Here is a 24,004-nt window from a genome sequence, read left to right on the forward strand (position 1 = left end):
AAGCCCAAGGTCGAGTTTTCGGCTCGATTGGCATACGTTGGAGCGACTATGTCGCAGCTCACATCTGTTGGGGGAGTTCAGGCAGGCGCTGTCTGAACGGAGGCGGGCAGACCGCAACCCGCAAACGAAAAGAGTATGGAACCCATGCAGGCAATACCCATGGCTGTGACCGATGACGTCGGCTGGCTCGCATCAGTAGAAGAAGCGATCGATGCGGTGTTCCGCCCGGCCGCTGAGATATTTTCGACAGTAGTTTTCTTCCCCATCACGATCGGCGACGTCAGTTTTCCCGCCGTAGTGGCCTGGCTTATTGCCGCCGGAGTCATCATCAGCATCTACTTGGGGCTGATCCAGTTCCGCGGCCTCAAGGTGTCCTACGAGGTTGTGCGCGGACGATACTCAGCCCACCACGATCCTGGAGAGGTGCCGCACTTCCAGGCACTGACCTCTGCCCTGTCCGGAACCGTGGGTCTGGGAAACATCGCGGGCGTGGGGGCCGCCATGGCGCTCGGCGGTCCCGGCGCCACCTTCTGGATGATCCTGGCCGGGCTGCTGGGCATGGCCACCAAATTTGCCGAATGCACCCTGGGCGTCAAGTACCGCGAGGTGCATGAAGACGGCACCGTTACGGGTGGCCCTTTCAAGTACCTGCCCATTGCTTTCAAGAAGTTCGGCAAGTGGCCGGGCAAGGTCCTCACCGGAATTTTCGCCGTCTCCATCCTGATCTTTGGTGTCGCGGGTGGAAACATGTTCCAGGCCAACCAGACGTTTGCACAGATGAGGAACGTCACTGGTGGCGATGAAGGCCTTCTCGGAAGCGCTGGCGCTGCACTGGTCTTCGGCCTCATCCTCGCAACGCTTGTTGCCGCCGTGATCCTTGGTGGCATGAAATCTATCGGCGCCACCACCAGCCGGCTCGTGCCGGCCATGGCAGCCGTCTACGTGATTGCCTGCCTCTTCGTCATCTTCGTGAACATCGGCCAGGTACCGGCCGCTTTCAACGCCATCATCACCGGCGCCTTCAACCCGGCAGGAATGGCCGGCGGCCTGGTGGGCGTCATGATCGTCGGTTTCCAGCGCGCCGCCTTCTCCAACGAGGCGGGCCTGGGTTCAGCTGCCATTGCGCATTCGACCGTGAAGACCCGCCGCCCGGTCAGCGAGGGCTTCGTTGCCATGTTCGAACCCCTCGTTGACACAGTGGTCATCTGCACCATGACTGCCCTTGCGATTGTCATTGCCGGCGCACCGAGCCTCCAGTCCGGAATCGATCAGGTCCAGGCCGGCGAAGGCGCGCCCGACGGCGTTATCCTCACGTCCGATGCCTTTGCCACGGTCCTGCCCTGGTTCCCTGTGGTCCTGGCCGTGGCAGTGGCCCTGTTCGCCTTCTCGACGCTAATTACCTGGTCCTACTACGGACTGAAGGCATGGGAATACCTCTTCGGGCGCAGCAAGGCATCCGAGATTAGCTACAAGTGCGTCTTCCTGTTTTTCACGGTAGTGGGAACGGTGCTGACCTTCACCCAGGTCCTGAACTTCGCCGATGCAGCCTTGTTCATCTGCGCGTTCGTAAACCTGCTGGGCGTGTACATGCTGCTCCCGGTCATCAAACGCGAAATGAAGGCCTACCTGGCAGAACGGAAGTGTGGCGACCTCCACAAGCTCGGCGCCGCCGAGGCTGACGAGGTGGGAACGCACCGGGCCTAGCGCCGGACCACGCAGCCACCTTCCCTCCCCGCGGACGCAGGGGCCGGCGCCGCCATGGCGCTGGCCCCTTTTGTGCTCAACCTCCCCTTTAGGGTGAACCCGCATTGACACCGCTTGTGACCCCTGCCATATTTAAAGCGTGAACCTGTCAGACAGCCGGACAGCAGGACAGCCTGCTCCCCTCGCGCGGCTTAGCGCCGCCGAAGCGGTGTTCAACGCGATCCGGCAGGACATCGAGTCCGGACGGCTGGGCGTCGGCAGCAAGCTCAGTTCCGAAGCCACGCTCTCGCAGCAGTACGGCGTGAGCCGCTCGGTCATCCGAGAAGCCCTCCGCTCCTGCACGGCACTGGGCCTGACTGTCACGAAAACGGGCAAGGGCACCTTCGTGGTGGCCAACCAGGTGGCGAACGACCTCACCCTCGGCCAGTACTCCGCCCGGGACCTCACCGAGGCACGTCCCCACATCGAGGTCCCCGCCGCCGGACTCGCTGCCGAACGGCGCACCGAGGAGGAGCTGGACACCCTCCGGCATCTGGTGGCCGCCATGGGCACCGAGACCGACCCTGAGTCCTGGGTAGCCCTGGACTCCAGCTTCCACGCGGCCATCGCCCGGGCCAGCGGCAACAAGGTCTTTGCCAGTGTGGTGGCTGATATCCGCGACGCCCTGGCCCACCAGTCCGAAACCTTGAACATGGTGGCAGACCGGCAGCACGCCTCAGACGTGGAACACCAGCAGATCCTTGCCGCCATCGAGGCAGGCTCCGCGGAGGAGGCCCGCGCGGCCATGGCCCATCACCTCCACGCCGTGGGCGTGGCCCTCGACTCCATCCTCAACAACTAGCTCCCGCTAAGCACACCACCCCAAGGAATCCATGCTCTCCCCTGCGCTTTCCGCTGCCCGCACTGCTGCCATCCTCGCGCAGCACACCCCGCTGGTCACCGCCACCCGCGATGGACTGGTGGAAAGCGTCCACTACGGATCAGCAGTTGCCCTCGACGCGAACGGAGCGATTGCCGCCGCTGCCGGCGACCCCACCGCGCCCTTCTACCCCAGGTCCTCCCTCAAGCCGCTCCAAGCCGTGGCCATGGTCCGCGCCGGTCTCGAACTGCCCGCCGACCTTCTTGCCCTCGCGGCAGCAAGCCACTCCGGCGCCGCCCAGCACCGCGATGGCGCCCTGCGCATCCTCGAACTGCACGGCCTCAGCGTGAGCGACTTCGAAAACAGCGCCGACCTCCCGTATGGAACGGCTGAGCGTGCGGAATGGCTGCGCAACGGCGGCGGGGCCACGCAGCTCACCCAGAACTGCTCCGGCAAGCACGCCGCCATGGCCGCCACCTGTGTCATCAACGGCTGGCCCGTCGAAGGCTACCTCCACCCCGATCACCCGCTGCAGCAGCTTGTGGCTGAGACCGTAACCGAACTCACGGATGAAGAACCCCTCGCCCTGAGCACCGATGGCTGCGGCACGCCACTGTTTGCCCTGACCCTGCCGGGCATGGCCCGCGCCTTCGGGCTGATTGCCCGCGCCGCCGCGGACGACGACGGCACTGCGGCAGCCGCCGTCGGGCTCGCCATGCAACAGCACCCCGAGATGGTGGCCGGGGAAAGCCGCGACGTCACCGGGCTGATGCGCCTCCTCCCGGGCTCGGTGGCCAAGGACGGCTTTGAGGGCGTCCAGCTGGTGGGACTGGCGGACAGATCAGCCGTGGCCGTGAAGATTTCCGACGGCGGCGACCGCGCCCGGATGCCGGCCACCGTGAAACTGCTCGAAGCTCTGGGAATTGATACTTCATCGCTCTCCACCATCGCCACCGCACCCGTCCTCGGCGGCGGGCAGCAGGTGGGCCTGCTCCAGGCAACCAACTTTCTGAACCAACCGTCCGTACCCGTCAACGAAGCCCCGTAAGGACCCATGACTGCCATCGAAACCGCAGCGGCCACCGCAACACCCGGTGTTCGCTCTGAACACGACCTGCTCGGATACCGCGATATTCCCGGCGACGCCTACTGGGGGGTGCACACGCTCCGGGCAGTGGAGAACTTCCCCATCACGGGGCAGAAGCTTTCCTCCAACATGCACCTGGTCCGCGGCCTCGCAGCAGTGAAGCTCGCCGCCGCCCGCACCAACCGCGAACTTGGCCTGCTGGATGCGGAACGCTCTGACGCGATCGAGCAGGCATGCCAGGACGTGCTGGATGGCCACCTGGCCGACCAGTTCGTGGTGGACGTGATCCAGGGCGGCGCGGGGACGTCGTCGAACATGAACGCCAACGAGGTCATCGCCAACCGCGCCCTGGAAATCCTGGGCCACCCCAAGGGCGACTACGCACGGCTGCACCCCAACGACCACGTGAACCTTTCGCAGTCCACCAACGACGTGTATCCCACGGCCGTGAAGCTCGGCACCATCTTCGCCGCGCGCGAACTGCTGGACGCACTGGCCGAACTGGAGGAAGCGTGCGCGTCCAAGGCCCTGGAATTCCGAACCCTGGTCAAGATGGGCCGCACGCAGTTGCAGGACGCGGTGCCCATGACCCTGGGGCAGGAGTTCGGCAGCTATGCCATCACCATCGGTGAAGACCGGCTGCGCCTGGCCGAGGCGGAACTGCTGATCCATGAGATCAACCTCGGCGCCACCGCCATCGGCACCGGCCTGAATGCGCCGGCCGGCTACGCGGAAGCTGCCTGCCGGCACCTTGCCGAGGTGACCGGCCTGCCATTGGTCACCGCCCCGGACCTGATCGAAGCCACCCAGGATGTAGGCGCCTTCGTGCACCTGTCAGGCGTGCTCAAGCGGGTGGCCGTGAAGCTTTCCAAGATCTGCAATGACCTCCGCCTGCTCTCCTCCGGACCGCGCGCCGGCTTTGGCGAGATCAACCTGCCGGCCGTCCAGTCAGGCTCGTCCATCATGCCCGGCAAGATCAACCCGGTGATCCCGGAAGTGGTCAGCCAGGTGGCCTACGAAGTCATCGGCAACGACGTCACCATCACCATGGCCGCCGAAGCCGGACAGCTCCAACTCAACGCGTTTGAGCCCGTCATCGTCCACAGCCTCCACAAGAGCATCTCCCACCTGGAAGCAGCGTGCCGCACCCTTACCGCGCGCTGCATCCGGGGTATCACCGCGAACACCGAGCACCTCCGCCGTACCGTGGAGCAGTCCATCGGCCTGGTCACCGCCCTGAATCCCCACCTGGGCTACGCCACCGCCACCGCCATCGCCAAGGAAGCACTGGCAACCGGCAAGGGCGTGGCCGAACTCGTCCTGGAACACGGACTCCTCACCGACACCCAGCTTCAGGAGCTCCTCAGCCCTGAGCGCCTCGCCAACCTGAGCAAGTAATCCCCCATGCCAACGGATACCCCAAGGACCCCCATGTCGAATCCCACGCTCCCTGACCACATTATTGATGGTGGCCATGCCCATGCTTCGGAGGCTGCGCTGCATGCCGAGGACAAGGGCTACCACAAGAATTTGAAGCCCCGGCAGATCCAGATGATCGCGATCGGCGGTGCGATCGGCACCGGCCTGTTCCTCGGTGCCGGCGGCCGGCTCAACGCGGCCGGCCCGTCCCTGGTGATCGCCTACGCCGTGTGCGGGTTCTTCGCGTTCCTGATCCTGCGCGCCCTGGGCGAACTGGTCCTCCACCGGCCCTCGTCGGGCTCGTTCGTCTCCTACGCCCGCGAATTCTTCGGTGAAAAGGCGGCGTTCGTCTCGGGCTGGTTCTACTGGATCAACTGGGCCACCACCACCATCGTGGACATCACCGCCGCCGCCCTCTACATGAACTTCTTCGGCAACTACATCCCCTGGATGGCAGCCGTCCCGCAATGGGCCTGGGCCCTGATCGCCCTGGTGGTGGTCCTGTGCCTGAACCTGGTCTCGGTCAAGGTCTTCGGCGAAATGGAATTCTGGTTCGCCCTGATCAAGGTCGCCGCCCTGGTCATCTTCCTCATCGTGGGCACCTACTTCGTCATCTTCGGCACTCCCGTGGACGGCCAGCAGGTGGGCCTGAGCCTGCTGTCCGATAACGGCGGCGTCTTCCCCAACGGCCTGCTGCCCATGATCATCCTCATGCAGGGCGTCCTGTTCGCCTACGCCTCCATCGAACTCGTCGGCACCGCAGCCGGTGAAACCGAAAACCCCGAGAAGATCATGCCCAAGGCCATCAACTCCGTGGTCTTCCGCATCGCCGTGTTCTACGTCGGCTCCGTGATCCTGCTGGCCCTGCTGCTGCCCTACACCGCCTATGAAAAGGGCGTCAGCCCCTTCGTGACCTTCTTCGGCTCCATCGGCATCCAGGGCGTGGACGTCATCATGAACCTCGTGGTCCTCACCGCCGCCCTGTCCTCCCTGAACGCCGGGCTCTACTCCACCGGCCGGATCCTGCGCTCCATGTCCGTCAACGGCTCAGCCCCCAAGTTCGCCTCCCGCATGAACAAAGCCGGCGTCCCCTACGGCGGCATCGCCATCACCGCCGCCGTGTCCCTGCTCGGCGTCCCGCTGAACTACCTCGTCCCCGCCCAGGCCTTCGAAATCGTCCTCAACGTCGCCTCCGTCGGCATCATCATGACCTGGGCCACCATCGTCCTGTGCCAGATCCAACTCAAGCGCTGGGCCGACAAGGGCTGGCTCGAGCGCCCCTCCTTCCGCATGTTCGGCGCCCCCTACACCGGCTACCTGTCCCTGCTCTTCCTCGTGGGCGTCCTCATCATGGTCTTCATCGAATCCCCGCTCACCATGCTCGTCACTGCAATCGCCTCGGTCCTCATGGTCCTGGGCTGGTACGCCTGCCGCAAACGCATCCACGAAATCGCCGAAACCCGCGAAGGCCACACCGGCCTCTCCCCCGTCATCGCCAACCCGCCCGCCGCCACCTTCAAGAAGTAGCAGCGTCCCTTTCATAACGCCCGACGGCGGCACCCGGGGTCTGGACCTACAGAACCTGGGTGCCGCCGTCGCGGTTAACTGAACAGCCCGATTACGTGAGCAGTTCTGCGGGGGGTTACTTGCGCGACGGTTTAACGACCATCGCCGACCCTCCGCCGCGACGGGTCGGTTCCGCTGCGGCCACCGTTCTGCCGTCGGGGAGGAATTCGATGGCGGTGGCGGCGCCCAGCTCGGCAACCGGGGAGAAGGCCGGGTGTCCGAATTCCATGAGTTGCTTCTCGTTGACTGCAATGAACGCCGGCTCAGCCTGCGGTGTTGCGGAATTGCGCTGGGAGGCGCGTGGGGCGGCGAGTGCGTCAGAAATGGTCATGCCGAGGTCGATCCGGTTGATGAGTGTCTGCAGCACAGTGGTGATAATTGTGGCGCCGCCCGGTGACCCGAGTGCCACAAAGGGCTTTCCGTCCTTCAGGACGATGGTGGGAGACATGGACGAACGGGGCCGCTTGCCCGGCTGGATGCGGTTCGGGTCAGACTCGCTGTAGACCGGCGTGAAGTCGGTGAGCTCGTTGTTCAGGATGAAACCGCGGCCAGGGACCACAATGCCCGATCCGCCCGTCTGCTCGATGGTGAGCGTGTACTCCACCACGTTGCCCCACTTATCCGAGACGGTGAGGTTGGTGGTGTTGATGTTCTCGGTGTCGGCCTTTTCATCCAGCGCCGCCGGTTTCACCGGGCACACGCCGTCGTACGAGCCCACGTCACCTGGCAGGACCGGCTTGGGTGCCGCCTTCAGTGGATCTATTTCGCAGGCGCGTTCCTTTCCGAAGACCGGGTCCAAGAGCTCCTCGGTGGGTACGTCCACAAAGGCCGGATCACCCACGTACTTGCCGCGGTCAGCGAACGCGAGGGCGCTTGCTTCAAGGTAGTGGTGCAGCACGTCCGGCTGCTTCTTTGCGTTTCCGTTGCCCCTGGCCAGGCCCGGAAGGTCGAACACTTCCAGGATATTCAGCGCCTCACCCACGGTGGTGCCGCCGCTGCTGGAAGGCGCCATGCCATAAACGTCGTACCCGCGGTAGTTCACGTGCGTTGGATCCTGGTCCAGGGCCTCGTAGTCATCGAGGTCCTCCGCTGTCATCACCCCGGCAGGACCCGGCAGTGTGTTGGGATCGGGGTTGGTGGGAGCGTTCCGGACCGTTGACACGATTTCTTCGGCCATCGCACCCTCGTAGAAGGCGTCCATGCCCTCGGCGGCGAGAATCCGGTACGCCTCCGCAAGGTCCGGGTTTTGGAAGGTGGAACCCACCGCTGGCGCGTCGTTACCGGGTCCGGGCAGGAAGAGTTCCCTTGTTGCCTCGAATGGCAGGAAGCGGTCCTTGTTGTCCAGCGTTTGCTGGCGGAAAGTCTCATCCACCACAAAGCCTTCTGTTGCCACATCAATGGCGGGCGCCAGGGTCTCGGCAAGGCTCAGGCTCCCCCAGCGCTCCAGGGCCCGCTCCCAGGTGGCCGGAGTACCGGGTACGCCCACCGACATCCCGCTGGTGGCCTGCTTGCGGAACGGGTAAGCCTCAGCAGTGCCTGGTTTGACGAATGCGTCCTGGGGCATGGCCGCCGGAGCGGTTTCCCGGCCATCGATCGTGCTGACGTCACCACTGCCGGCGTCGTAGTACACGAAGTAGCCGCCGCCACCGATGCCCGCGCTGTAGGGTTCCGTGACACCCAGCGTGGCAGCCGCGGCGACGGCCGCATCCACCGCATTTCCCCCTTTTCGGAGGACCGCGATGGCGGCTGCCGACGCGTCCAGGTCAACGGTGCTGACCGCACCGCCGTAGCCCGTGGCGGTTGGGGCCTTTGTGGCACTGTCCGTTTCCCGCGGATGCGCAGCGGCTGGACTAATGATGGCACCGGTGGTCACGCTCATCGCCAACGTTGCAGTTACTGCAGCAAGCCGGCGTCCCAGATGTGGCATGGTTGCTCCTGAAGGGGTGTGGGTGAGGTGGGTCACACGCTACTCCTCAGGCCTGGCACTCTCAACGTTCCCGCCTACCCTCGTCACTCGGTAGCATGAGAGCCGTTGCGGGCAGCACTCAGCGCGGGCCCCTGCGGGGTCCCGGGAAGACGAGGTACCTATGTCAGGATCCAAACTCGCCATAGTTGGTGCCGGAAGCGTAGGCACTTCGCTGGCCTACGCAGCCCTGATCCGTGGTTCGGCCAGCAACATTGCCTTGTTCGACGTCAACGCCGCCAAGGCCGAGGCCGAAGTCCTGGACCTGGCTCACGGCACCCAGTTCGCTGCAGCCGCTGCCGCCATGACCGGCGGCGGTGACATCGCGGTGACGGAGGGTGCGGACGTCGTCGTAATTACCGCCGGGGCCAAGCAGGCGCCGGGCCAGACGCGCCTGGACCTGGCCGGAACCAACGTGCGGATCCTCGAAGACCTCATGCCGCAACTGCTCCAGCGCTCCCCCGATGCCGTCTACGTCCTGGTCACCAACCCCTGCGACGTCCTCACCGTGGCGGCGCAGAAGATCACCGGACTCCCGACAGGCCGCATTTTTTCCTCCGGCACCGTCCTGGACACCTCCCGGCTGCGCTGGCTGCTGGCACGCCGGGCAGGGGTGGCTGTACCCAGCGTCCACGCCAGCATTGTGGGGGAGCACGGGGATACAGAGTTCCCAGTATGGTCCACCGCCACCATCGGTCCCATCCCGGTGCGTGACTGGACGATGGACGGGGAACGCGTGTTCACCCCGGAGTACCTCGCCGAAACGGCACGTGAAGTGACCCAGGCGGCCTACAAGGTCATCGCGGGCAAGGGCGCAACCAACTACGCGATCGGCCTCTCCGGCGCACGGATCGTGGAGGCCCTCCTCCGTGACGAGAACGCGGTACTGCCGGTGTCCACTGTCCTGGACGGGCAGCACGGGATTTCGGGGGTGGCACTCTCCCTGCCCTGCGTGGTGGGACGCGGCGGCGTCCACACGGTGTTGGAGATGCCCATGGACCAAGGTGAGCTGGCAGCACTCCAGCATTCGGCGGACACCCTGCGGCACTCGCTGGATACGCTGGGCGTCTGAGCATCGTCATGCAACGGCGGCGCAACCCCGTGCCGCCGCGGTTCGCATATGCTCAGCAGAGCAGTCCACGCTGGCTCAACGACGAACCACCTCAGGAGTAAACGCATGACCAACTGGCGCATCAGGGATTTCCATTCGGCCGACCTGGACGGGATCCTGCACCTGTGGGAGACCCTCAAGGCGCATAACGTGGAACCTGTGTACGCCCTTTCGGAGGTCCTCGCGTCCTGCGAGAAGGACCATGCTGTGGTGGCGGTGCAGGGCGAGCAGGTGGTGGGCGCCGCCGTGGGCCGCGCCGCGCACGACCAGGGCTGGATCGTCTTCCTGGCCACCCTGCCGGAGTACCGTGGCCGCGGGATCGGCACCTCGCTGCTCGCCGCCGTCGAAAACCGGATGGCGCCTCACGGGCTGAACAAGCTCTCCGCCCTCATGCCGGAATCCGAAACCAGGGTGGAGGCGTTCCTCAGCCGCGGCTTCGCCCTGAAGAAGAACCTGCGCTACTTCGAACGCACCATTCCCGTCCAGCGGCAGGAGCTTGGTGCGCTGGGCCAGCTCGGCGGGCGCGTCCTTGCACGGGACCTGTGGGAGAACGTGGCGGGCATGCGCAAGGAGAAGGAACTGCTGGAGCGCCGCCTGGTCCTTCCCCTTGCCGAGGCCGACCTCGCCGATGAATTCGGCGTAGTGCCGCCACGCGCCGTCGTGCTCTTTGGCCCGCCGGGCACCGGCAAGACCACTTTTGCCAAGGCCATCGCCTCCCGGCTGGAATGGCCGTTCGTGGAGGTCTTCCCGTCCCGCCTCGCAGCCGACCCGCAGGGCCTCGCCGGCGCGCTGCGCGAAACGTTCCTGGAGATCGCCGAACTGGAGCACGCCGTGGTGTTCATCGACGAGGTGGAGGAGATCGCCGCCCAGCGCTCGGCGAGCCGCCGTCACCGCTGCAGGGCGTCACCAATGAATTGCTCAAGATCATCCCGGCGTTCCGCGAACAGCCCGGCCGGCTGCTGGTCTGCGCCACCAACTTCATCCGCGCCCTGGACTCAGCCTTCCTGCGGCACGGCCGGTTCGACTATGTCATCCCCATTGGACTGCCGGACCGGCAGGCCCGTGAAGCCATGTGGCAGCGCTTCATCCCGGCACCCGTCGTGGACGCGGTGGACGTGGAACTGCTGGTGGAGAGGACTGAGGGCTTCTCCCCTGCGGACATCGAGTACGCCGCCCGCAGCGCCTCCCAGCGTGCCTTGGAGAAGGCAGTGTACGACGACGGCGGGCTGGCGTCGGGCGGCACGGCTTCTGTACGGGAGGCGGTGCGGAAAGGGCCGTCCACCCACGACTACCTCGACGCGATCGCCGAAACCCGCACCACGGTCAGCGCGGAAGTGCACCAGGACTTCCTGGAGGATATCGACGCGTTGGGGCGGGTGTAATTTCCGGCTTCCGGGGCTGAAACGGCGGGGCGTAATCTTTGACCCATGTCTTCCAATCCCCTTCGCCATGCCATGGCGCGCATGGGCGGCCGCGATCCACACGAGAAGCACCGCGCCGCCACCCCGCTTGAGCTCTTCTTCGACCTGACATTCGTCATCGCGTTTGGTGTCGCCGGCAGCCAGTTCGCCCATGAGATCGCCGAAGCCCACGTGATGGCCGGCCTGCTGGGTTTCTCGTTCGCGATGTTCGCCGTGATCTGGGCGTGGATCAACTTCACCTGGTTTGCGAGCGCCTACGATACCGATGACTGGATCTTCCGGGTGGTCACCATGATCCAGATTGTGGGCGTCCTCATCCTGGCCATGGGGATCGAACCCATGTTCCATTCCCTGGTGGATGGCCACCACGTGGACAACGCCGTGATGGTGGGCGGTTACGTGATCATGCGGTTGGCCCTGGTTTCACAGTGGCTCCGGGCCGCCCGCCAGGATCCTGGCCGCCGCGAGACCTGCCTGCGGTACGCCAGATACCTGGCGCTGGTGCAGCTGGGATGGATCGCGGTGCTCTTTATCGAGGCGGACGTACCTGCCACGCTCGCGATGATCGTTCCCCTGGTGGCCTTGGAAATGGCCGCGCCTTTCGCGGCGGAGCGCAGGACCAGGACGCCCTGGCATGCGCACCATATTGCCGAGCGGTACGGGCTGCTGGCCATCATTGCCCTGGGTGAATGCCTGATTGGCGCCATCGAGACCCTCCGCGCCATCGTGGCCAACCACGGCTGGAGCGTGGATGCCGCCCTGGTGGGCTTTGGCGGGACTGCCTTGGCCTTCGCGATGTGGTGGATTTACTTCATGCTTCCGGCGGGACAGGCGCTGCACCTGCGCCGGCACCGGTCCTTCCTCTTCGGCTACGGGCACATTCCGATCTTCGCCGCCATCGCGGCCACGGGCGGCGGGCTGCACGTGGCGGCCTATTACATCGATAACGAGACAGGCATCAGCGCGGCCGCCGCTGTGGCGAGCGTTGCCATTCCCGTAGCCCTGTTCAAAGGTTCGGTCACTTGGTTGTACAGCGTCATGGTGGGAGCGGACCGCACCGTCATCAGCGTTGCGGCCGGAGTGCTGGCAGCAACTGCCGCCGCAGTCGGGCTTGCCGCAGCCGGGGCCTCCGTTCCCGTCTGCCTGCTCGTGATCGTGCTGGCACTCGGCGCCTCGATCCTCGTCGATGAACGCCGCGGATCCGAGCGGCTGCATGTTGCCCTCACGAAGCTTGAGGCGGAGGCTGCCGCTCCCCAGGCGTGACTTTCGGCCCTGCACCCGGCCGCGCACAGGCTGCCAAGGTGGCAGGGTACAACGAACCACCGTTATGGAGGCAGGCATGGGCAACGTTGTCATGACCAGGCAGGGCCGGCTGCGCGGCAGCGTCGTGGACGGTGTGCACCGGTTCCTGGGTATTCCATACGCTGCACCGACCGCTCGGGAGAACCGGTTCCGCCCGCCGCAGCCCGTGCAGCCATGGAGTGGCGTCCGGGACGCCACCCTGTACGGCGCTGCACCTTTCCAGCTGGCACCGCCGGAAAGTGCAGGTTCCGAATGGGACACCAGCTTGGGCGGCGAGGACTGCCTGAACCTGAATATCTGGACCCCCGGCCCGGGTTCAACCGGCCTGCCCGTGATGGTCTGGATCCAGGGCGGAGCGTTTGAAATCGGCTCGACGGCGGCATACGACGGCAGGAACTTCGCCCGGGACGGCGTGGTTTGCGTGGTGATCAATTGGCGTCTGGGGGCGGACGGCTTCCTTGACCTCGGCGATAACCAGGCCAATGTGGGCCTGCTCGACCAGGTCGCTGCACTGGAATGGGTCCACGAGAACATTGCGGCGTTCGGCGGGGACCCGGAGAACGTCACGGTCTTCGGCCAGTCGGCGGGTGCCATGAGCATCGGCGTGCTCCTTTCGATGCCCAGCGCCGATGGTTTGTTCCGTCGTGCCATCCTGGAGAGCGGGGCAGCCCACCACGCGATTCCTACCGGAACAGCACAGAAGATCGGCCGGCTGTTCGCCGAAAAGCTTGGCGTTCAGCCCAGCAGGAGCGCCCTCGCCGCCGTGCCCACCCCTCGTCTCCTGGCAGCGCAGGCGGAGCTGAAGGCGGATCTCGCCGCCCATCCGGATCCCGGGTTCTGGGGCCATGATGTAGTGGCCAGCACGATGCTCTGGCAGCCGAGCATCGACGGGGACGTTGTCCCGGGCCGGCCCATCGACCGGATTGCAGGCGGCGCTGGCGCCGGGGTGGACGTGATCGCGGGGACCAACGCCGAGGACTGGAAAATGTTCCTTGCGATCACAGGCTCCATCACGAAGGTCACGGAACAGGACCTGATGGAATCCAACAGCGTGGACGGCTTCCCGCCGATGTCCGCGTACGGGCTTCCCTCCGAAACCGCCTTCCGGGAGTACCGCTCCCATTACCCGGACAGCTCCCCCGGGGAACTGCTCGCCGCGGTGGAGACGGACTGGTGGGTGCGGATACCGGCGATCCTCCTGGCCGAAGCGCATGCAGAAGCGGCGTCCACAGGCAGGGCCCGTACGTATATGTACGAGTTTGGCTGGCCGGCGCCAGGTCTCGGTGCCGTCCACGCTGTCGAGGTCCCCTTCGTCTTCGACACCTTGGACAAGGACTCCAGACTGTTCGGGCCCCTCCTGGGAACGGACCCGCCCAGCCGCTGGCCGATGCCATGCACTCCGCTTGGGTGTCGTTCGCGGCCACCGGCGACCCCGGCTGGCCGGATTACAGCACGGCCGGCCGGAGCACGATGTATTTCAGCACGGACTCCCGCGTGGTGAACGATCCCCGGGCCTGGGAACGGAACCTGTGGAAGGGCATCCGCTAGGAGTCGTAGGACAGGTTTTCGTAGTCCGTGGTGTCGTCCTCATCGAACTGGTCGTCCAGCTCCGCCAGCAGCCAGGGATTGACCCGGGCAAGGATCTTCCGGATCTCCTCCACCTCGACGGCGGCGTACAGCACCGGGCGGGCATCGCGGTACTTGGTGACGGGCGGCTTGTCCGGCCACTTCTCCGCCAGCGCCTGGACCCGCTCCGGCAGCGAGTTGTGGGCATTGTCCGCGATCTTGACCAGGGCGGCGTCGTGGTCCTCCGCGATGTCGCGGATCACGGCCTGGTAGTCGTCGGGGTTGGGGTGCAGGCGGCTCGTGAGGCGTTCGATGATGTCCACTGCGCGCCCGGAAACGCCCATGTCCAGGAGTGCCTGGCGGGTCATGGGAGTGTCCTCCGCGATGTCGTGCAGATAACCGGCGATGCGGATGTCGTCGTCGAAGTCTTCCAGCGCATCACCGACGGCCAGCACATGGTCCTTGTACGGCCGCTTCAGCTTGTCCTTCTGGCGGTTGTGCGCCACCTCGGCGAGGACCCTTGCCGTGTCGGGAGTGAAACTGCTGGCAGCTGGCTGGTCCTGAGATTCTGGCATAGCCCAAGCCTACGGTGCGTGCCACACCCATGGTGCCCGCGGCAGCGCCGCAGGGTTGAAGGCCGCGAGTGCGTGGCCCAGCGGCCCTGGCGGGAGGCCCAAAGACTCCAGCAGCAGGTCCCGCACCCCTGCCGCGGGAAACCCTTTCGCGGCGAGATCCTTCAGCGTAACAGCACCGTCGCGCTTGGCCAGCCGAACGCCGTCGCTATTGACCACCAGGGGGACATGCGCATATTCCGGCGAAGGAATATCCAGGAGGCTTGCAAGGTAGGCCTGGCGCGGAGTGGACGGCAGGAGGTCGTCGCCGCGGACCACCTGGTCGATGCCTTGCCCGGCATCATCCACCACCACTGCCAGGTTGTAGGCCGTGACGCCATCGTTGCGGCGCAGCACGAAGTCATCCACCACGCCCGTAAACTGCCCGTGCAGGACGTCGTTGACTGTGTACTCCCCAACGTCGGCACGCAGCCGGATCGCAGCCCGCCTCGTGGAGCGTTTGAACTCGAGTTCAGCGGGATCGAGGTTGCGGCAAGTTCCCGGGTATGCCCCCTGAGGGGCGTGCGGCGCGGACGGCGCCTCCTGGATTTCCCGCCGCGTGCAGAAGCACTCATAGGTCAGGCCGGCAGCCTGGAGCCGAACAATTGCCTGCTCATAAAAAGCGTGTCTGGCGGTCTGGCGCACCACATCCCCGTCCCACGTGACACCGATGGCAGCGAGGTCGCGGAGCTGCTCCTCCTCCGCACCGGCCCGCGCGCGGTCCAGGTCCTCCACCCGCAACAGGAACCTGCGGCCGGTGGAGCGGGCAAACAGCCAGGCGAGGATCGCCGTCCTGAGGTTCCCCACATGGAACTCACCGGAGGGGCTGGGGGCGAAGCGGCCGGCGGACGTCATGGAACCAGCCTAAGCGGGCGGACCGGCTGTACCGGATGTGGCAGGGGAGACAACACAAGAGCCCCTCAGCTACCGAGGACGCCGAGGAATCCGACGCGCCGGTGGTTCAGGGGCTCTTGCCGTGTTTGTGGAGTGAGTGACCAATGGTGTGAACAAGAGTCAATCAGGGCGGCCTCCTTGCGGGAAGCTGTTTTTCGCACTCCCCGGGTGGTGTGTGCCGGAGAAGCTTTAGCCTGCGGGGTTTCGGCGGTAGCCTGGCCCGTTGCCAGTATTCCACCAGTAGACTTACAGTTGGTGCAAGCGGCAGCATCTCAACTGGTCAATTTGACTAGTACTCCCGCCGCGCAGCGACAGGAAGTGATCGGATTGCAGGAGCTGGACCCTACGGACAAGCGGATCCTGAGGGCCTTGGATGAGGACCCCCGGGTTCCCATCATGGTGCTGGCGCAGCGGCTCGGCCTCGCGCGGGGAACAGTGCAAAGCCGCCTGGAGCGCATGACTTCGTCCGGGGCGTTGCGGCCGAACAGCAGCAGGGTCCTTCCAGGAGCACTCGGCCGGGGTGTGGCGGCTTCAGTCAGCGCCGAACTGGACCAAAGCCATCTCAATGAGGCCATCGCCGCCCTGCGGGAGATCCCGGAAGTTTTGGAGTGCCACGCTCCTGCCGGGGACACGGACCTGCTGATCCGGGTGGTGGCCACGAGCCCCGACGACCTCTACCGCGTTTCGGAGGAAATCAGGCTCTGCCCCGGCATTGTGCGCACCTCCACCAGCATGTTCCTGCGTGAAGTCATCCCCTACCGCACGACCGGCCTGCTCAAGGAACAGCGGAAGACGGCGGGCGCTGACGGGGCCGGCAAGGGGTCCTAGACGGGCGGCCCGGCGTTGGATTTCAGGTTCTTCATCACCAGCGTGGACGTCAGGCGCTCCACTCCGGGGAGGGACGTGAGTTCGGCGTCGTAGAAACGCTGGTAGGCGGGCAGGTCCTCCGCGATGACCTTCAGGAGGTAGTCCGGCGAACCGAAGAGGCGCTGGGCCTCGACGATATTGGGATTGTTGGCCACCCGCGTCTCAAAGACTTCCATGGTGGAGCGGTCCACCTGGCGCAGCGTAACGAACACAATCGCCTCAAAGCCGAGCCCCACGGCTGAGGGATCGATGTCCGCGCGGTACCCCCGGATCACGCCGGACTGCTCCAGGTCCCGCAGCCGGCGGTGGCACGGCGCAACCGTCAAACCGACCTTGCCGGCCAGGGCCGTAGCGGTCATGCGGCCGTCCTCCTTGAGGTGGCGCAAGATATTCCTGTCAATATGGTCAATCACGCAAGAATCTTACCGGTTCTGCGCGGGACGCGGCGAAAAAGGACAGCACTTCCGCCGCGAAAGTATTTAGTGTTTTCCCTGACGGACCGCATGTCAGGAGAGAGAATGGACCCGGAGCTGTTTTTGGCCTTCGTGCTGGTGGCCGCGGCGCTGGCCTGTACCCCCGGCGTGGACTGGGCCTACTCGATCTCGGCCGGATTGCGCCAGAGCAGCTTCGTTCCGGCGGTGGCAGGCCTCTGCGGCGGCTATGTCCTGCACACTGTCCTGCTGGTGGCTGGACTGGCGGCCCTTCTGACGGGCCTGCCCGGCGTCCTCGCCTGGATCACACTGGCAGGCGCGGCGTACCTCATGTGGCTGGGCATCGGCACGCTGCGCTGTTGGCGCCAAGCCAGCTTCTCCGCCCGGCCAGGCGGCGGGGGCACCGGCCGGATCCGTACATTCCTGCAGGGCATGGGCACCAGCGGCATCAATCCCAAGGGCCTGCTCTTCTACGTGGCGCTGGTCCCCCAGTTCGTCAGCACCGACGCATCCCTGCCCGTCCCGGTGCAGTCCGGACTGCTCGGACTGACGTTCGTGCTGCTGGCGGGGCTCGTGTATACGGCAGTGGCAATCCTTGCCCGGACCCTTCTGCAGAGCCGGCCCGGGGCAGCGCGGCTGGTGACATTAACCAGCGGGGTGGTCATGGTGGTGCTCGGCGCTGCGCTGCTCGCGGAGCAGCTGCTGCCGTTGCTCACCACGGCGTAGGGGCCTATTCGTCGCTTAGCCGCTTCCAGTCCTGTTCCCAGATCCGCCGCATCTCCTCGTCCTTGCGGATGGGGACCGGCGCCGCGATCTCCTTCTGCGGCACCGGGTCCTCGCGCCGCCGCCCCCAGTCCCGGGGGTTGAGCGAACGGCGGCTGGAGTCCAACAGAAGCAATGCACGGTCTGTGAGTGCGTCATTGCGCAGGGTCATGTGGGTTTTGCGCCGGCGCAGGACCTCGGCAAGCGCCTGGTTAGCCGCCTCCAGCCGGCCTTCCCGCCGCAGGGCGCGTGCCCGCACCAGCAGCAGCGCGGCGGAAAGATCATCGGCGTTGAGCAGGCCTTCCGTCCAGTCGATGACCGTCCGGCTCCGGCCAAGTGTCAGTGCCAGCGAACAGCGCGCCAGCGCCATGGGGAGCGACGGCGGAAGTCCGGCCAGGGCATCAAGTGCCGCCTCGGTGCGGCCTGTCTCCCGGAGCGAATGCGCAAGGGCAAGGAACACGGACTCCTCGCTGAACAGGACCGGGATCTCCACGCGTTCGGCAAGTTCGATGCGGGAGACGATCCTGGTGAGGTAGGTGGACGAGTAGCGGTTCGCTTCGTCGTCGTTCCGGGTGGTGAGGCCCCGCTGCAGGAGCTCCGAGGCGCGCAGGTAGCCCCCATGCTTGTAGGCGAGCAGCCCCGACATCAGGTAGCACAGACCGGCCCAGCCGGGGTAGGCCCGCGCCAGGCTGATGAGGCGTTCGGGCTCGCGGCTGGTGAAGATGGCCTCATGGACGGCCCTGGCCGGCTTGGGGAGCATCCGCTTGAGGCGTGGGACTTCACCGTCCACGGACAGCAGGGCCGCGTTGCGTCCCCCGAGCACGCCAGTCAGCAGTTCGCCCACTCCCCCGGCGAGGTCATGTACGGGCGTGCGCAGCTGGGGCTGGCCAAAAGGCGTGAGGTCGCGCCTGTCCCAATAGATCGGTGCAGGGTCCCCGGCGGTCATCTTTCCATGCTAGCCGGGAGCAGCACTTGTCCTCACCCGTGATTTCCGCAAGGGTGGTAAGCACCCTTAGCAGTTCCGTTCAATCAGCAAGGAGAATGCCATGAACATCGACAAGTCCCAGATTTTGGAACTCCTCAGGAACAACGGAGACAACGACAAGGCCGCCCAGGCAGAGGCAGAGCTCCCGGACCAGGTGGACACCGAGCAGCACGCCGGCCTCCTGTCGAAGCTGGGCATCAACCCGGCGGACCTGCTCGGCAGGCTTCCCGGCGGCCTCGGCGACAAGCTGGGAGGGCTGGGCCTCTAGCCGGCGTTACGCCGCGCCGTCCTGCCTTCAGGTCCGCTCCATGAACCATTCAGTGAAGGAGGAGGCGCGGCCCTCCCCGTCGAACCGGATCACCCACAGGTTGTCATACGTGGGGCGGTCCCCCAGGTACGTCGTAACCCCCTGCACGAAGGCTGTGTCACCGTCAGCTCCAAGCAGTTCCCATGTAAAGGTCCAGTCCGCGGGTTCGTCCCGGGCCTCCAGCCAGCCCTCCACGATGCCGTCATGCCCCAGCCACGGGCTGGGATCGCCAGGCCGCGTTTCATAGCGCGCTTCCGGCGTGAATAGGGCCCGGATATCCTCGGGCCGGTTGCTGGTCCACGCGGCCTGGTATCTTTCCACCCAGCCGGCAACCTGTTCGTGTGCTGAAGTCCGCTCCGTCATGGTGCCGTTCTACGCCTGCCGTGTTCGGGCCGCAAGGGTTTCAGCCGCTGACGGCGGCAATCCACACGCCGATCACCCAGGTGCTGGCAGCGAGGCAGGCCAGCCCGAACTCGGCGAGCATGCCCAGGCCCGTTGCCTTCAGGGCCGCCCAACTGGACGTGGTTGCCGTACCCAGGTTCCGGGTGCGGAGGAATTCACTTACCAGCAGACCGGCGGCGAAACCCACGAAGAGCCCAACTACGGGAATGATGAACATCCCAACTACGCCCGCCGCCAGGCCGGCCGCGATGCTGCGGCTGGGAATTGCATGTTGTTTCAGCTTCCGGCCGGTCAGGACCGCGCTGGCGGCCATGCCCGCCACCACGAAGACCATGGCAATGGCGAACACCACCCACCCCGCCGTCCCGGCGCCGCCCCAGATAGCCCAAGTAAGCAGGCCGGCGCCTATCAGGATGCTGCCCGGAAGGACCGGGATGACTGTCCCGGCGACGCCTACGAGAATAGCCAGGCCGCACAGGATGGTCACCACGGTTTCGGAAGTCATGGGCTCCAGTCTATGGTTGCCGCACGCTTAACCCCGACGGCGGCGCCTACCACGCAGGGGAGGCACCGCCGTCGGACTTTCCGAAAGGGAAGGAGGCTACTCCGCTTCCACGGCAGCGGCGACGGCTGCCGTGACGGCGGGGGCAACGCGGGGATCCAGCGGGCTGGGCACGATGTAGTCCGCAGACAGGTCTTCGGCGGCAAGTTCAGCGATGGCGTGGGCAGCTGCCAGCTTCATCGCCGGGGTGATGCGGCGTGCTCCGGCGTCCAGCGCGCCGCGGAAGATGCCGGGAAAGGCGAGCACGTTGTTGATCTGGTTGGGGAAGTCACTGCGGCCCGTGGCGACGACGGCGGCATACTTCGCGGCAACCTCAGGCAGGACCTCCGGGTCCGGGTTGGAGAGCGCGAAGACGATGGCGTCCTTGTTCATGAGCTTAAGGTGTTCCTCGTCGAGCTTGGAGGAGGAGACGCCGATGAAGACGTCCGCCCCGGCGAGGGCTTCGGCCGGCCCGCCTTTCACGCTGCGGGGGTTGCTGCGGCCGGCGATGTGGGCCTTCTTGCTGGCAGGGTCGGCTGCAAGATCCGGCCGTGCACTGTTGATGATGCCGCGTGAGTCCAGCAGGACAACGTCGGTGATTCCCGCGGCCAGCAGGATCTCGGCAACGGCGATGCCTGCCGCGCCTGCGCCGGAGACCACCACGCGGAGCGTATCGAGTCCGCGCCCGGTCACCTTGGCGGCGTTGGTCAGCGCGGCAAGGGCCACGACGGCGGTTCCGTGCTGATCGTCGTGCATCACCGGGCAGTCCAGCGCCTCGATCAGCTTCTCTTCCAGTTCGAAGCAGCGGGGAGCGGAGATGTCCTCGAGGTTGACGGCACCGAAACTGGGGCGCAGGCGGACCAGCGTCTCCACGATCTCGTCCACGTCGGTGGTGTTCAGTACCAAGGGAATGGAATCCAGATCGCCGAAGGTCTTGAACAGGGCGGACTTGCCCTCCATCACCGGCAGGGAGGCGCTGGCGCCGATGTTGCCGAGTCCCAGGACGGCGGTCCCGTCGCTGACCACGACCACCAGGCGTTCGGCCCAGGTGAGGGTGCGGGCAAGTTCCGGCTTGGCGTGGATGGCGCGGCTGACCTCGGCCACGCCCGGCGTGTAGGCGATGGACAGGTCGCGCTTGTTGGACAGCGGGACGGTGCTGGCTATGGAGAGCTTGCCGCCCTGGTGGGCATCGAAGATCTCCTCTTCAGTCAAAGCCGTGGCTGCAGAATTGTCGGTAGCTGCAAGTGCGTCAATGGACACGTCGTTGTCTCCTGGGTGCTCGCCGTGGACACGGCATATGGGAGCCCGGGCGGAAAAGCGGCCAGGGCGATGGCATGGATGCGGCAGGAACCCAAGGGTGGCGGGTCTGTGGGAGCCCGGGGTGGTGCCCGCTGCTCCGTTGGCACCATCGTAGGGGCGGGAAATGGGGGCGGGTGACAGCTTTACGGACCGCCGGCGGTGCCATAACGATTCTTCACGGCCCTTAGTGACCTACGCCACTGCTATATGGCTGATTTAATGCCCAATTGGTCTAGACCGGTTACGCGCTCCGGTGGAGTTTGTAACCCGCTTTTCCACCTTCCGACAGGCGGGCACATGCCTTCTTGAGGTCTTCCTCTGCCTCAAAGAGGGACAGCCTGCGGTTCCGCACGGACTGGACCAGACCAGTGACCGTCAAAAGGAGGACCCGTGCCGCGACATCGTCGCCGCATGCATCAGCCACCACTTTTTCACTCAGCGCGTCGATCTCCCGCAGAAGCCCGGTGGTATCCCTGTCCGGAAGGTAGACGCCGCGGCTCAGGCACTGTTCCACGGCGGGCTGCATCACCCGCATATGGAAGATCTCCATCACCAGCCCGGCAAGGGCCCTGCCGCGGAAGCGGGCCGCCCCGTTCCGTCCCGACCCCTGAAGCTCCTCCAGCTGATGGCGGTAGAGGGCAAGCATCAAGTGGGTGGGGGTAGGAAAATACCGGTAAAGGGTGCCCAGCGGGACATCCGCCCTTTCGGCCACCTCCGTGAACTCCACTGAATCAAGGCCTTTGCGCGCAAACCCTCCTGCGGCTTCAAGGATCTTGGAATAGCGGAGGCGCTGGCGCGGCGCGGAGGGCCTGGGGGCCATGGGCGGATGGTCTGAGATGGTATCGGGCATCAGCATTCCGGGGTTGTGTACGTATGGTGCAGCAGCCGCGATCATCCCCATACCGGACCGCCGGCAGTCCGGTTCAACTATACGGCACGCCATAGTGACGTAATTAGTCAGGAGGCTTAGTTCCCGGTCGGAACCTGGATTACCGGACGCTCTTGATCTTCACCACGAACACGGCACCAAGCAGGCCGACAATCGCTGCCGTAACGAAGAGGGTGCGGTAGCCGCCCCAGGCCGTAACTGCCATGAAGGCCAGGAACGGGGCAACGACCTGGGGCAAGGAGTTGGCCACATTGATGATGCCCATGTCCTTCCCGCGATCCGCCGCCATGGGAAGGACCTGAGTCAGCAGCGCAAAGTCCACTGCCAGGTAGGCACCGAACCCGATGCCCAGGACGGCGGCACCTGCCAGGGCCCCAGGCCACACCGGGAAGAAGGCCATGATCATGCCTGCCATCGCGATGGTGGCCGAGGAACCGATGACGAAGGGCTTCCGGCGGCCCACCCGGTCACTCCACGGCCCGGCCACCACGGCCGTGACCATCACCATGACCGCGTAGATGCCGGTGAGGACCAGCACGCCGGCCGCCGGATCCTCGTGGCGCAGGACGTCCCGGAGGAAAAACAGGAGGTAGACAATGGTCAGCTGGTTGCCCACGTTGACCAGGAAGCGGGTGAGCCAGGCCCAGGCGAAGTCCGGGTACAGCCTGGGGCTGATCCAAAATCCGGTGAGGAAGGCGAGCATCCGAAACGGCGGCAGGACCCCCTTATGGAGGACGGGGTCGTCACGGTGGAAGAGGTATGGGAGGACGGAGAGCGCCAGGGCGGCGGCGCAAAGCCAGTAGCCCACCACGAAGTTTCCCGACACCACTGCGCCGAAAACAGCCCCGGTGAGGATGCCCAGCGTCTGGCCCATGGCAGCCATCCCGCCTACTTTCCCGCGCTGGGGTACCGGCACCCGGTCCGGTACGGCAGCTGTGATGGCGGCGTAAGCGGCATTGGCACCAAGCTGGACCAGGCACCAGAACAGCACCATAAGCGCCACGGTCGCGGCCCCGGACATGGCCAGCAGGGCCGCCGTCGCCAGCACCGCCCCGGCCAGCACCCACGGCGACCTGCGGCCCCAGCGGGACGTTGTGCGGTCGGAAAGGGCACCAAAAAGCGGATTCGCCACCAGCGAGACGGCGGCCCCGCATGCCGTGGCCAGCGACAGTATCGCCTCCTTGCCGGGCTCATCAATGCTGATGGCCTGCTGCCCGATGAACACGTTGATGGGGCCGAAGAACGCGGCATTGATGCCGACGTTGACCAGGACCAGCCCGGTCACCCAGCGTGCCGTGACCCTTCGTCCGGGTTCGGCGAGCGCCGCCGGCTGACCGCCGGGGGGCATCGCCCGGCGACCGGGAGGTGCGGGAGTATCGGACAGGCTCATGGCATTAACTCCCCCGGACTGCTGCTGGTTGGTGACGGAGTCAGACTATCGTGGGCGGTACCGTTTCCCGCGGAAACTGCCGCCGGAACGGCCACAGCCGCCGCAGCATCGAGGAGAGCATTATGAGTGCAGCACCAACCCCCAGTACGGCAGCCGTCAACACGGCGGATCTCTACGATGAGCGCGGTGAGGAGCTGGCCTCCGTGTCCCTGCAGTTCCAGTCGTTGGGCGGCCGCTCACACTTCAGCGGGAGGGCGCGGACCATCCGCTGCTTCCAGGACAACGCGCTCGTGAAGTCCACGCTCGCAACGCCGGGCAACGGCTGCGTCCTGGTGGTGGACGGCGGCGGCTCACTGGGCACGGCCCTGATGGGGGACATGATCGCCGAAAGCGCCGTGGCCAACGGCTGGGCCGGCGTCGTCATCAACGGCGCAATACGGGACCGTGAAGCAATCGCCGCACTGGACCTGGGCGTGAAGGCCCTGGGCAGCAATCCCCGCAAGAGCGCCAGGGACGGCGCCGGGGAGGTGGACGTGGACGTGGTGATCGACGGCGTGACCATCCGGACCGGGGCCATGATCTGGTGTGATCCGGACGGAATCCTCGTGGAGCGGTAAAAGGGAATTCC

Annotated in this window: 22 protein-coding genes and 1 pseudogene; 13 read left to right on the plus strand and 10 right to left on the minus strand. The window is 65.7% G+C overall.

Annotation, left to right across the window (positions count from 1 at the left end):
* Positions 1 to 144: 144 nt before the first annotated feature.
* The 5 genes from ASPHE3_RS18780 (at position 145) to ASPHE3_RS18800 (ending at position 6,596) form a co-directional block, all read left to right on the plus strand.
* A complete protein-coding gene (locus ASPHE3_RS18780) occupies positions 145 to 1,704 on the plus strand; it encodes an alanine/glycine:cation symporter family protein (RefSeq protein WP_013602770.1) in 1,560 nt (519 codons plus the stop codon).
* Positions 1,705 to 1,843: 139 nt separating this feature from the next.
* A complete protein-coding gene (locus tag ASPHE3_RS18785; protein ID WP_013602771.1) occupies positions 1,844 to 2,545 on the plus strand; it encodes a FadR/GntR family transcriptional regulator in 702 nt (233 codons plus the stop codon).
* Between the two features lie 31 nt (positions 2,546 to 2,576).
* A complete protein-coding gene (locus ASPHE3_RS18790) occupies positions 2,577 to 3,611 on the plus strand; it encodes an asparaginase (RefSeq protein ID WP_013602772.1) in 1,035 nt (344 codons plus the stop codon).
* 6 nt (positions 3,612 to 3,617) lie between these two features.
* Positions 3,618 to 5,048 carry an aspartate ammonia-lyase gene (locus ASPHE3_RS18795; RefSeq protein ID WP_013602773.1) on the plus strand — a complete coding sequence of 477 codons (1,431 nt, stop codon included), beginning with the start codon at positions 3,618 to 3,620 and terminating at the stop codon, positions 5,046 to 5,048.
* A 33-nt stretch (positions 5,049 to 5,081) separates the two neighbouring features.
* Positions 5,082 to 6,596: an amino acid permease gene (locus ASPHE3_RS18800; protein WP_013602774.1), complete on the plus strand. Its 1,515-nt coding sequence runs from the start codon at positions 5,082 to 5,084 to the stop codon at positions 6,594 to 6,596.
* A 115-nt stretch (positions 6,597 to 6,711) separates the two neighbouring features.
* On the opposite strand, the gene ggt is transcribed toward ASPHE3_RS18800, so the two are convergent.
* Positions 6,712 to 8,562 (minus strand): gamma-glutamyltransferase, encoded by a 1,851-nt coding sequence (gene ggt, locus ASPHE3_RS18805; protein WP_041652382.1) that lies wholly within the window; start codon positions 8,560 to 8,562, stop codon positions 6,712 to 6,714.
* A 160-nt stretch (positions 8,563 to 8,722) separates the two neighbouring features.
* Between ggt and ASPHE3_RS18810 the strand changes: the two genes are divergently transcribed.
* The 4 genes and pseudogenes from ASPHE3_RS18810 (at position 8,723) to ASPHE3_RS18825 (ending at position 13,933) form a co-directional block, all read left to right on the plus strand.
* A complete protein-coding gene (locus tag ASPHE3_RS18810) occupies positions 8,723 to 9,670 on the plus strand; it encodes an L-lactate dehydrogenase (protein WP_013602776.1) in 948 nt (315 codons plus the stop codon).
* Positions 9,671 to 9,775: 105 nt separating this feature from the next.
* A pseudogene (locus tag ASPHE3_RS18815) lies at positions 9,776 to 11,091 on the plus strand (ATP-binding protein).
* Positions 11,092 to 11,136: 45 nt separating this feature from the next.
* Positions 11,137 to 12,393: a low temperature requirement protein A gene (locus ASPHE3_RS18820; RefSeq protein WP_041652383.1), complete on the plus strand. Its 1,257-nt coding sequence runs from the start codon at positions 11,137 to 11,139 to the stop codon at positions 12,391 to 12,393.
* 76 nt (positions 12,394 to 12,469) lie between these two features.
* Positions 12,470 to 13,933 (plus strand): carboxylesterase/lipase family protein, encoded by a 1,464-nt coding sequence (locus ASPHE3_RS18825; RefSeq protein WP_254362944.1) that lies wholly within the window; start codon positions 12,470 to 12,472, stop codon positions 13,931 to 13,933.
* Positions 13,934 to 13,976: 43 nt separating this feature from the next.
* Here ASPHE3_RS18825 and ASPHE3_RS18830 read toward each other — a convergent pair whose 3' ends face one another.
* Both ASPHE3_RS18830 and gluQRS read right to left on the minus strand, forming a co-directional pair.
* Positions 13,977 to 14,573, minus strand: coding sequence for an HD domain-containing protein (locus ASPHE3_RS18830; RefSeq protein ID WP_013602779.1), 597 nt, complete (start codon positions 14,571 to 14,573; stop codon positions 13,977 to 13,979).
* A 9-nt stretch (positions 14,574 to 14,582) separates the two neighbouring features.
* Positions 14,583 to 15,464: a tRNA glutamyl-Q(34) synthetase GluQRS gene (gluQRS, locus tag ASPHE3_RS18835; RefSeq protein ID WP_013602780.1), complete on the minus strand. Its 882-nt coding sequence runs from the start codon at positions 15,462 to 15,464 to the stop codon at positions 14,583 to 14,585.
* A gap of 366 nt (positions 15,465 to 15,830) precedes the next feature.
* Here gluQRS and ASPHE3_RS18840 point away from each other — a divergent pair, with 366 nt between their 5' ends.
* Positions 15,831 to 16,331 carry an Lrp/AsnC family transcriptional regulator gene (locus ASPHE3_RS18840; protein ID WP_174266621.1) on the plus strand — a complete coding sequence of 167 codons (501 nt, stop codon included), beginning with the start codon at positions 15,831 to 15,833 and terminating at the stop codon, positions 16,329 to 16,331.
* Here the strand turns inward: ASPHE3_RS18840 and ASPHE3_RS18845 are convergent.
* Positions 16,328 to 16,783: an Lrp/AsnC family transcriptional regulator gene (locus ASPHE3_RS18845; protein ID WP_081459876.1), complete on the minus strand. Its 456-nt coding sequence runs from the start codon at positions 16,781 to 16,783 to the stop codon at positions 16,328 to 16,330. The genes ASPHE3_RS18840 and ASPHE3_RS18845 overlap by 4 nt on opposite strands.
* Before the next feature lie 105 nt (positions 16,784 to 16,888).
* Here ASPHE3_RS18845 and ASPHE3_RS18850 point away from each other — a divergent pair, with 105 nt between their 5' ends.
* Positions 16,889 to 17,527 (plus strand): LysE family translocator, encoded by a 639-nt coding sequence (locus ASPHE3_RS18850; RefSeq protein WP_013602783.1) that lies wholly within the window; start codon positions 16,889 to 16,891, stop codon positions 17,525 to 17,527.
* 4 nt (positions 17,528 to 17,531) lie between these two features.
* On the opposite strand, the gene ASPHE3_RS18855 is transcribed toward ASPHE3_RS18850, so the two are convergent.
* The gene (locus ASPHE3_RS18855; protein ID WP_013602784.1) at positions 17,532 to 18,509 is read right to left on the minus strand and encodes a hypothetical protein; all 978 of its coding nucleotides are present in this window, start codon (positions 18,507 to 18,509) and stop codon (positions 17,532 to 17,534) included.
* 100 nt (positions 18,510 to 18,609) lie between these two features.
* Here ASPHE3_RS18855 and ASPHE3_RS18860 point away from each other — a divergent pair, with 100 nt between their 5' ends.
* Positions 18,610 to 18,816, plus strand: a complete 207-nt coding sequence (locus ASPHE3_RS18860) for a hypothetical protein (RefSeq protein WP_013602785.1) — start codon at positions 18,610 to 18,612, stop codon at positions 18,814 to 18,816.
* Positions 18,817 to 18,843: 27 nt separating this feature from the next.
* On the opposite strand, the gene ASPHE3_RS18865 is transcribed toward ASPHE3_RS18860, so the two are convergent.
* From ASPHE3_RS18865 to ASPHE3_RS18885, 5 genes are all read right to left on the minus strand, one after another.
* Positions 18,844 to 19,218: a nuclear transport factor 2 family protein gene (locus tag ASPHE3_RS18865; RefSeq protein ID WP_013602786.1), complete on the minus strand. Its 375-nt coding sequence runs from the start codon at positions 19,216 to 19,218 to the stop codon at positions 18,844 to 18,846.
* A 40-nt stretch (positions 19,219 to 19,258) separates the two neighbouring features.
* A complete protein-coding gene (locus ASPHE3_RS18870) occupies positions 19,259 to 19,762 on the minus strand; it encodes a DUF456 domain-containing protein (protein ID WP_013602787.1) in 504 nt (167 codons plus the stop codon).
* A gap of 96 nt (positions 19,763 to 19,858) precedes the next feature.
* Positions 19,859 to 21,058, minus strand: a complete 1,200-nt coding sequence (locus ASPHE3_RS18875) for an NAD(P)-dependent malic enzyme (protein ID WP_013602788.1) — start codon at positions 21,056 to 21,058, stop codon at positions 19,859 to 19,861.
* A 280-nt stretch (positions 21,059 to 21,338) separates the two neighbouring features.
* Positions 21,339 to 21,947 carry a TetR/AcrR family transcriptional regulator gene (locus ASPHE3_RS18880; RefSeq protein WP_041652385.1) on the minus strand — a complete coding sequence of 203 codons (609 nt, stop codon included), beginning with the start codon at positions 21,945 to 21,947 and terminating at the stop codon, positions 21,339 to 21,341.
* Positions 21,948 to 22,086: 139 nt separating this feature from the next.
* Entirely contained in the window at positions 22,087 to 23,376 is a 1,290-nt protein-coding gene (locus ASPHE3_RS18885) for an MFS transporter (protein ID WP_041652387.1), read from the minus strand.
* A gap of 122 nt (positions 23,377 to 23,498) precedes the next feature.
* Between ASPHE3_RS18885 and rraA the strand changes: the two genes are divergently transcribed.
* Positions 23,499 to 23,993: a ribonuclease E activity regulator RraA gene (gene rraA, locus ASPHE3_RS18890; protein ID WP_013602791.1), complete on the plus strand. Its 495-nt coding sequence runs from the start codon at positions 23,499 to 23,501 to the stop codon at positions 23,991 to 23,993.
* The last annotated feature ends 11 nt before the right edge of the window (positions 23,994 to 24,004 follow it).

This window comes from Pseudarthrobacter phenanthrenivorans Sphe3, from assembly GCF_000189535.1.
Classification (GTDB): domain Bacteria; phylum Actinomycetota; class Actinomycetes; order Actinomycetales; family Micrococcaceae; genus Arthrobacter; species Arthrobacter phenanthrenivorans.

What these genes read in the sequence shown, in the direction of transcription:
- ASPHE3_RS18830 (WP_013602779.1), bottom strand. Translation starts at nt 14,573, where the DNA reads ATGCCAGAATCTCAGGACCAGCCAGCTGCCAGCAGTTTCACTCCCGAC.
- ASPHE3_RS18880 (WP_041652385.1), bottom strand. Translation starts at nt 21,947, where the DNA reads ATGCCCGATACCATCTCAGACCATCCGCCCATGGCCCCCAGGCCCTCC.
- ASPHE3_RS18795 (WP_013602773.1), top strand. Translation starts at nt 3,618, where the DNA reads ATGACTGCCATCGAAACCGCAGCGGCCACCGCAACACCCGGTGTTCGC.
- ASPHE3_RS18850 (WP_013602783.1), top strand. Translation starts at nt 16,889, where the DNA reads ATGGACCCGGAGCTGTTTTTGGCCTTCGTGCTGGTGGCCGCGGCGCTG.
- ASPHE3_RS18885 (WP_041652387.1), bottom strand. Translation starts at nt 23,376, where the DNA reads ATGAGCCTGTCCGATACTCCCGCACCTCCCGGTCGCCGGGCGATGCCC.
- rraA (WP_013602791.1), top strand. Translation starts at nt 23,499, where the DNA reads ATGAGTGCAGCACCAACCCCCAGTACGGCAGCCGTCAACACGGCGGAT.
- gluQRS (WP_013602780.1), bottom strand. Translation starts at nt 15,464, where the DNA reads ATGACGTCCGCCGGCCGCTTCGCCCCCAGCCCCTCCGGTGAGTTCCAT.
- ASPHE3_RS18870 (WP_013602787.1), bottom strand. Translation starts at nt 19,762, where the DNA reads ATGACTTCCGAAACCGTGGTGACCATCCTGTGCGGCCTGGCTATTCTC.
- ASPHE3_RS18790 (WP_013602772.1), top strand. Translation starts at nt 2,577, where the DNA reads ATGCTCTCCCCTGCGCTTTCCGCTGCCCGCACTGCTGCCATCCTCGCG.
- ggt (WP_041652382.1), bottom strand. Translation starts at nt 8,562, where the DNA reads ATGCCACATCTGGGACGCCGGCTTGCTGCAGTAACTGCAACGTTGGCG.
- ASPHE3_RS18780 (WP_013602770.1), top strand. Translation starts at nt 145, where the DNA reads ATGCAGGCAATACCCATGGCTGTGACCGATGACGTCGGCTGGCTCGCA.
- ASPHE3_RS18810 (WP_013602776.1), top strand. Translation starts at nt 8,723, where the DNA reads ATGTCAGGATCCAAACTCGCCATAGTTGGTGCCGGAAGCGTAGGCACT.
- ASPHE3_RS18820 (WP_041652383.1), top strand. Translation starts at nt 11,137, where the DNA reads ATGTCTTCCAATCCCCTTCGCCATGCCATGGCGCGCATGGGCGGCCGC.
- ASPHE3_RS18860 (WP_013602785.1), top strand. Translation starts at nt 18,610, where the DNA reads ATGAACATCGACAAGTCCCAGATTTTGGAACTCCTCAGGAACAACGGA.
- ASPHE3_RS18865 (WP_013602786.1), bottom strand. Translation starts at nt 19,218, where the DNA reads ATGACGGAGCGGACTTCAGCACACGAACAGGTTGCCGGCTGGGTGGAA.
- ASPHE3_RS18855 (WP_013602784.1), bottom strand. Translation starts at nt 18,509, where the DNA reads ATGACCGCCGGGGACCCTGCACCGATCTATTGGGACAGGCGCGACCTC.
- ASPHE3_RS18825 (WP_254362944.1), top strand. Translation starts at nt 12,470, where the DNA reads ATGGGCAACGTTGTCATGACCAGGCAGGGCCGGCTGCGCGGCAGCGTC.
- ASPHE3_RS18800 (WP_013602774.1), top strand. Translation starts at nt 5,082, where the DNA reads ATGTCGAATCCCACGCTCCCTGACCACATTATTGATGGTGGCCATGCC.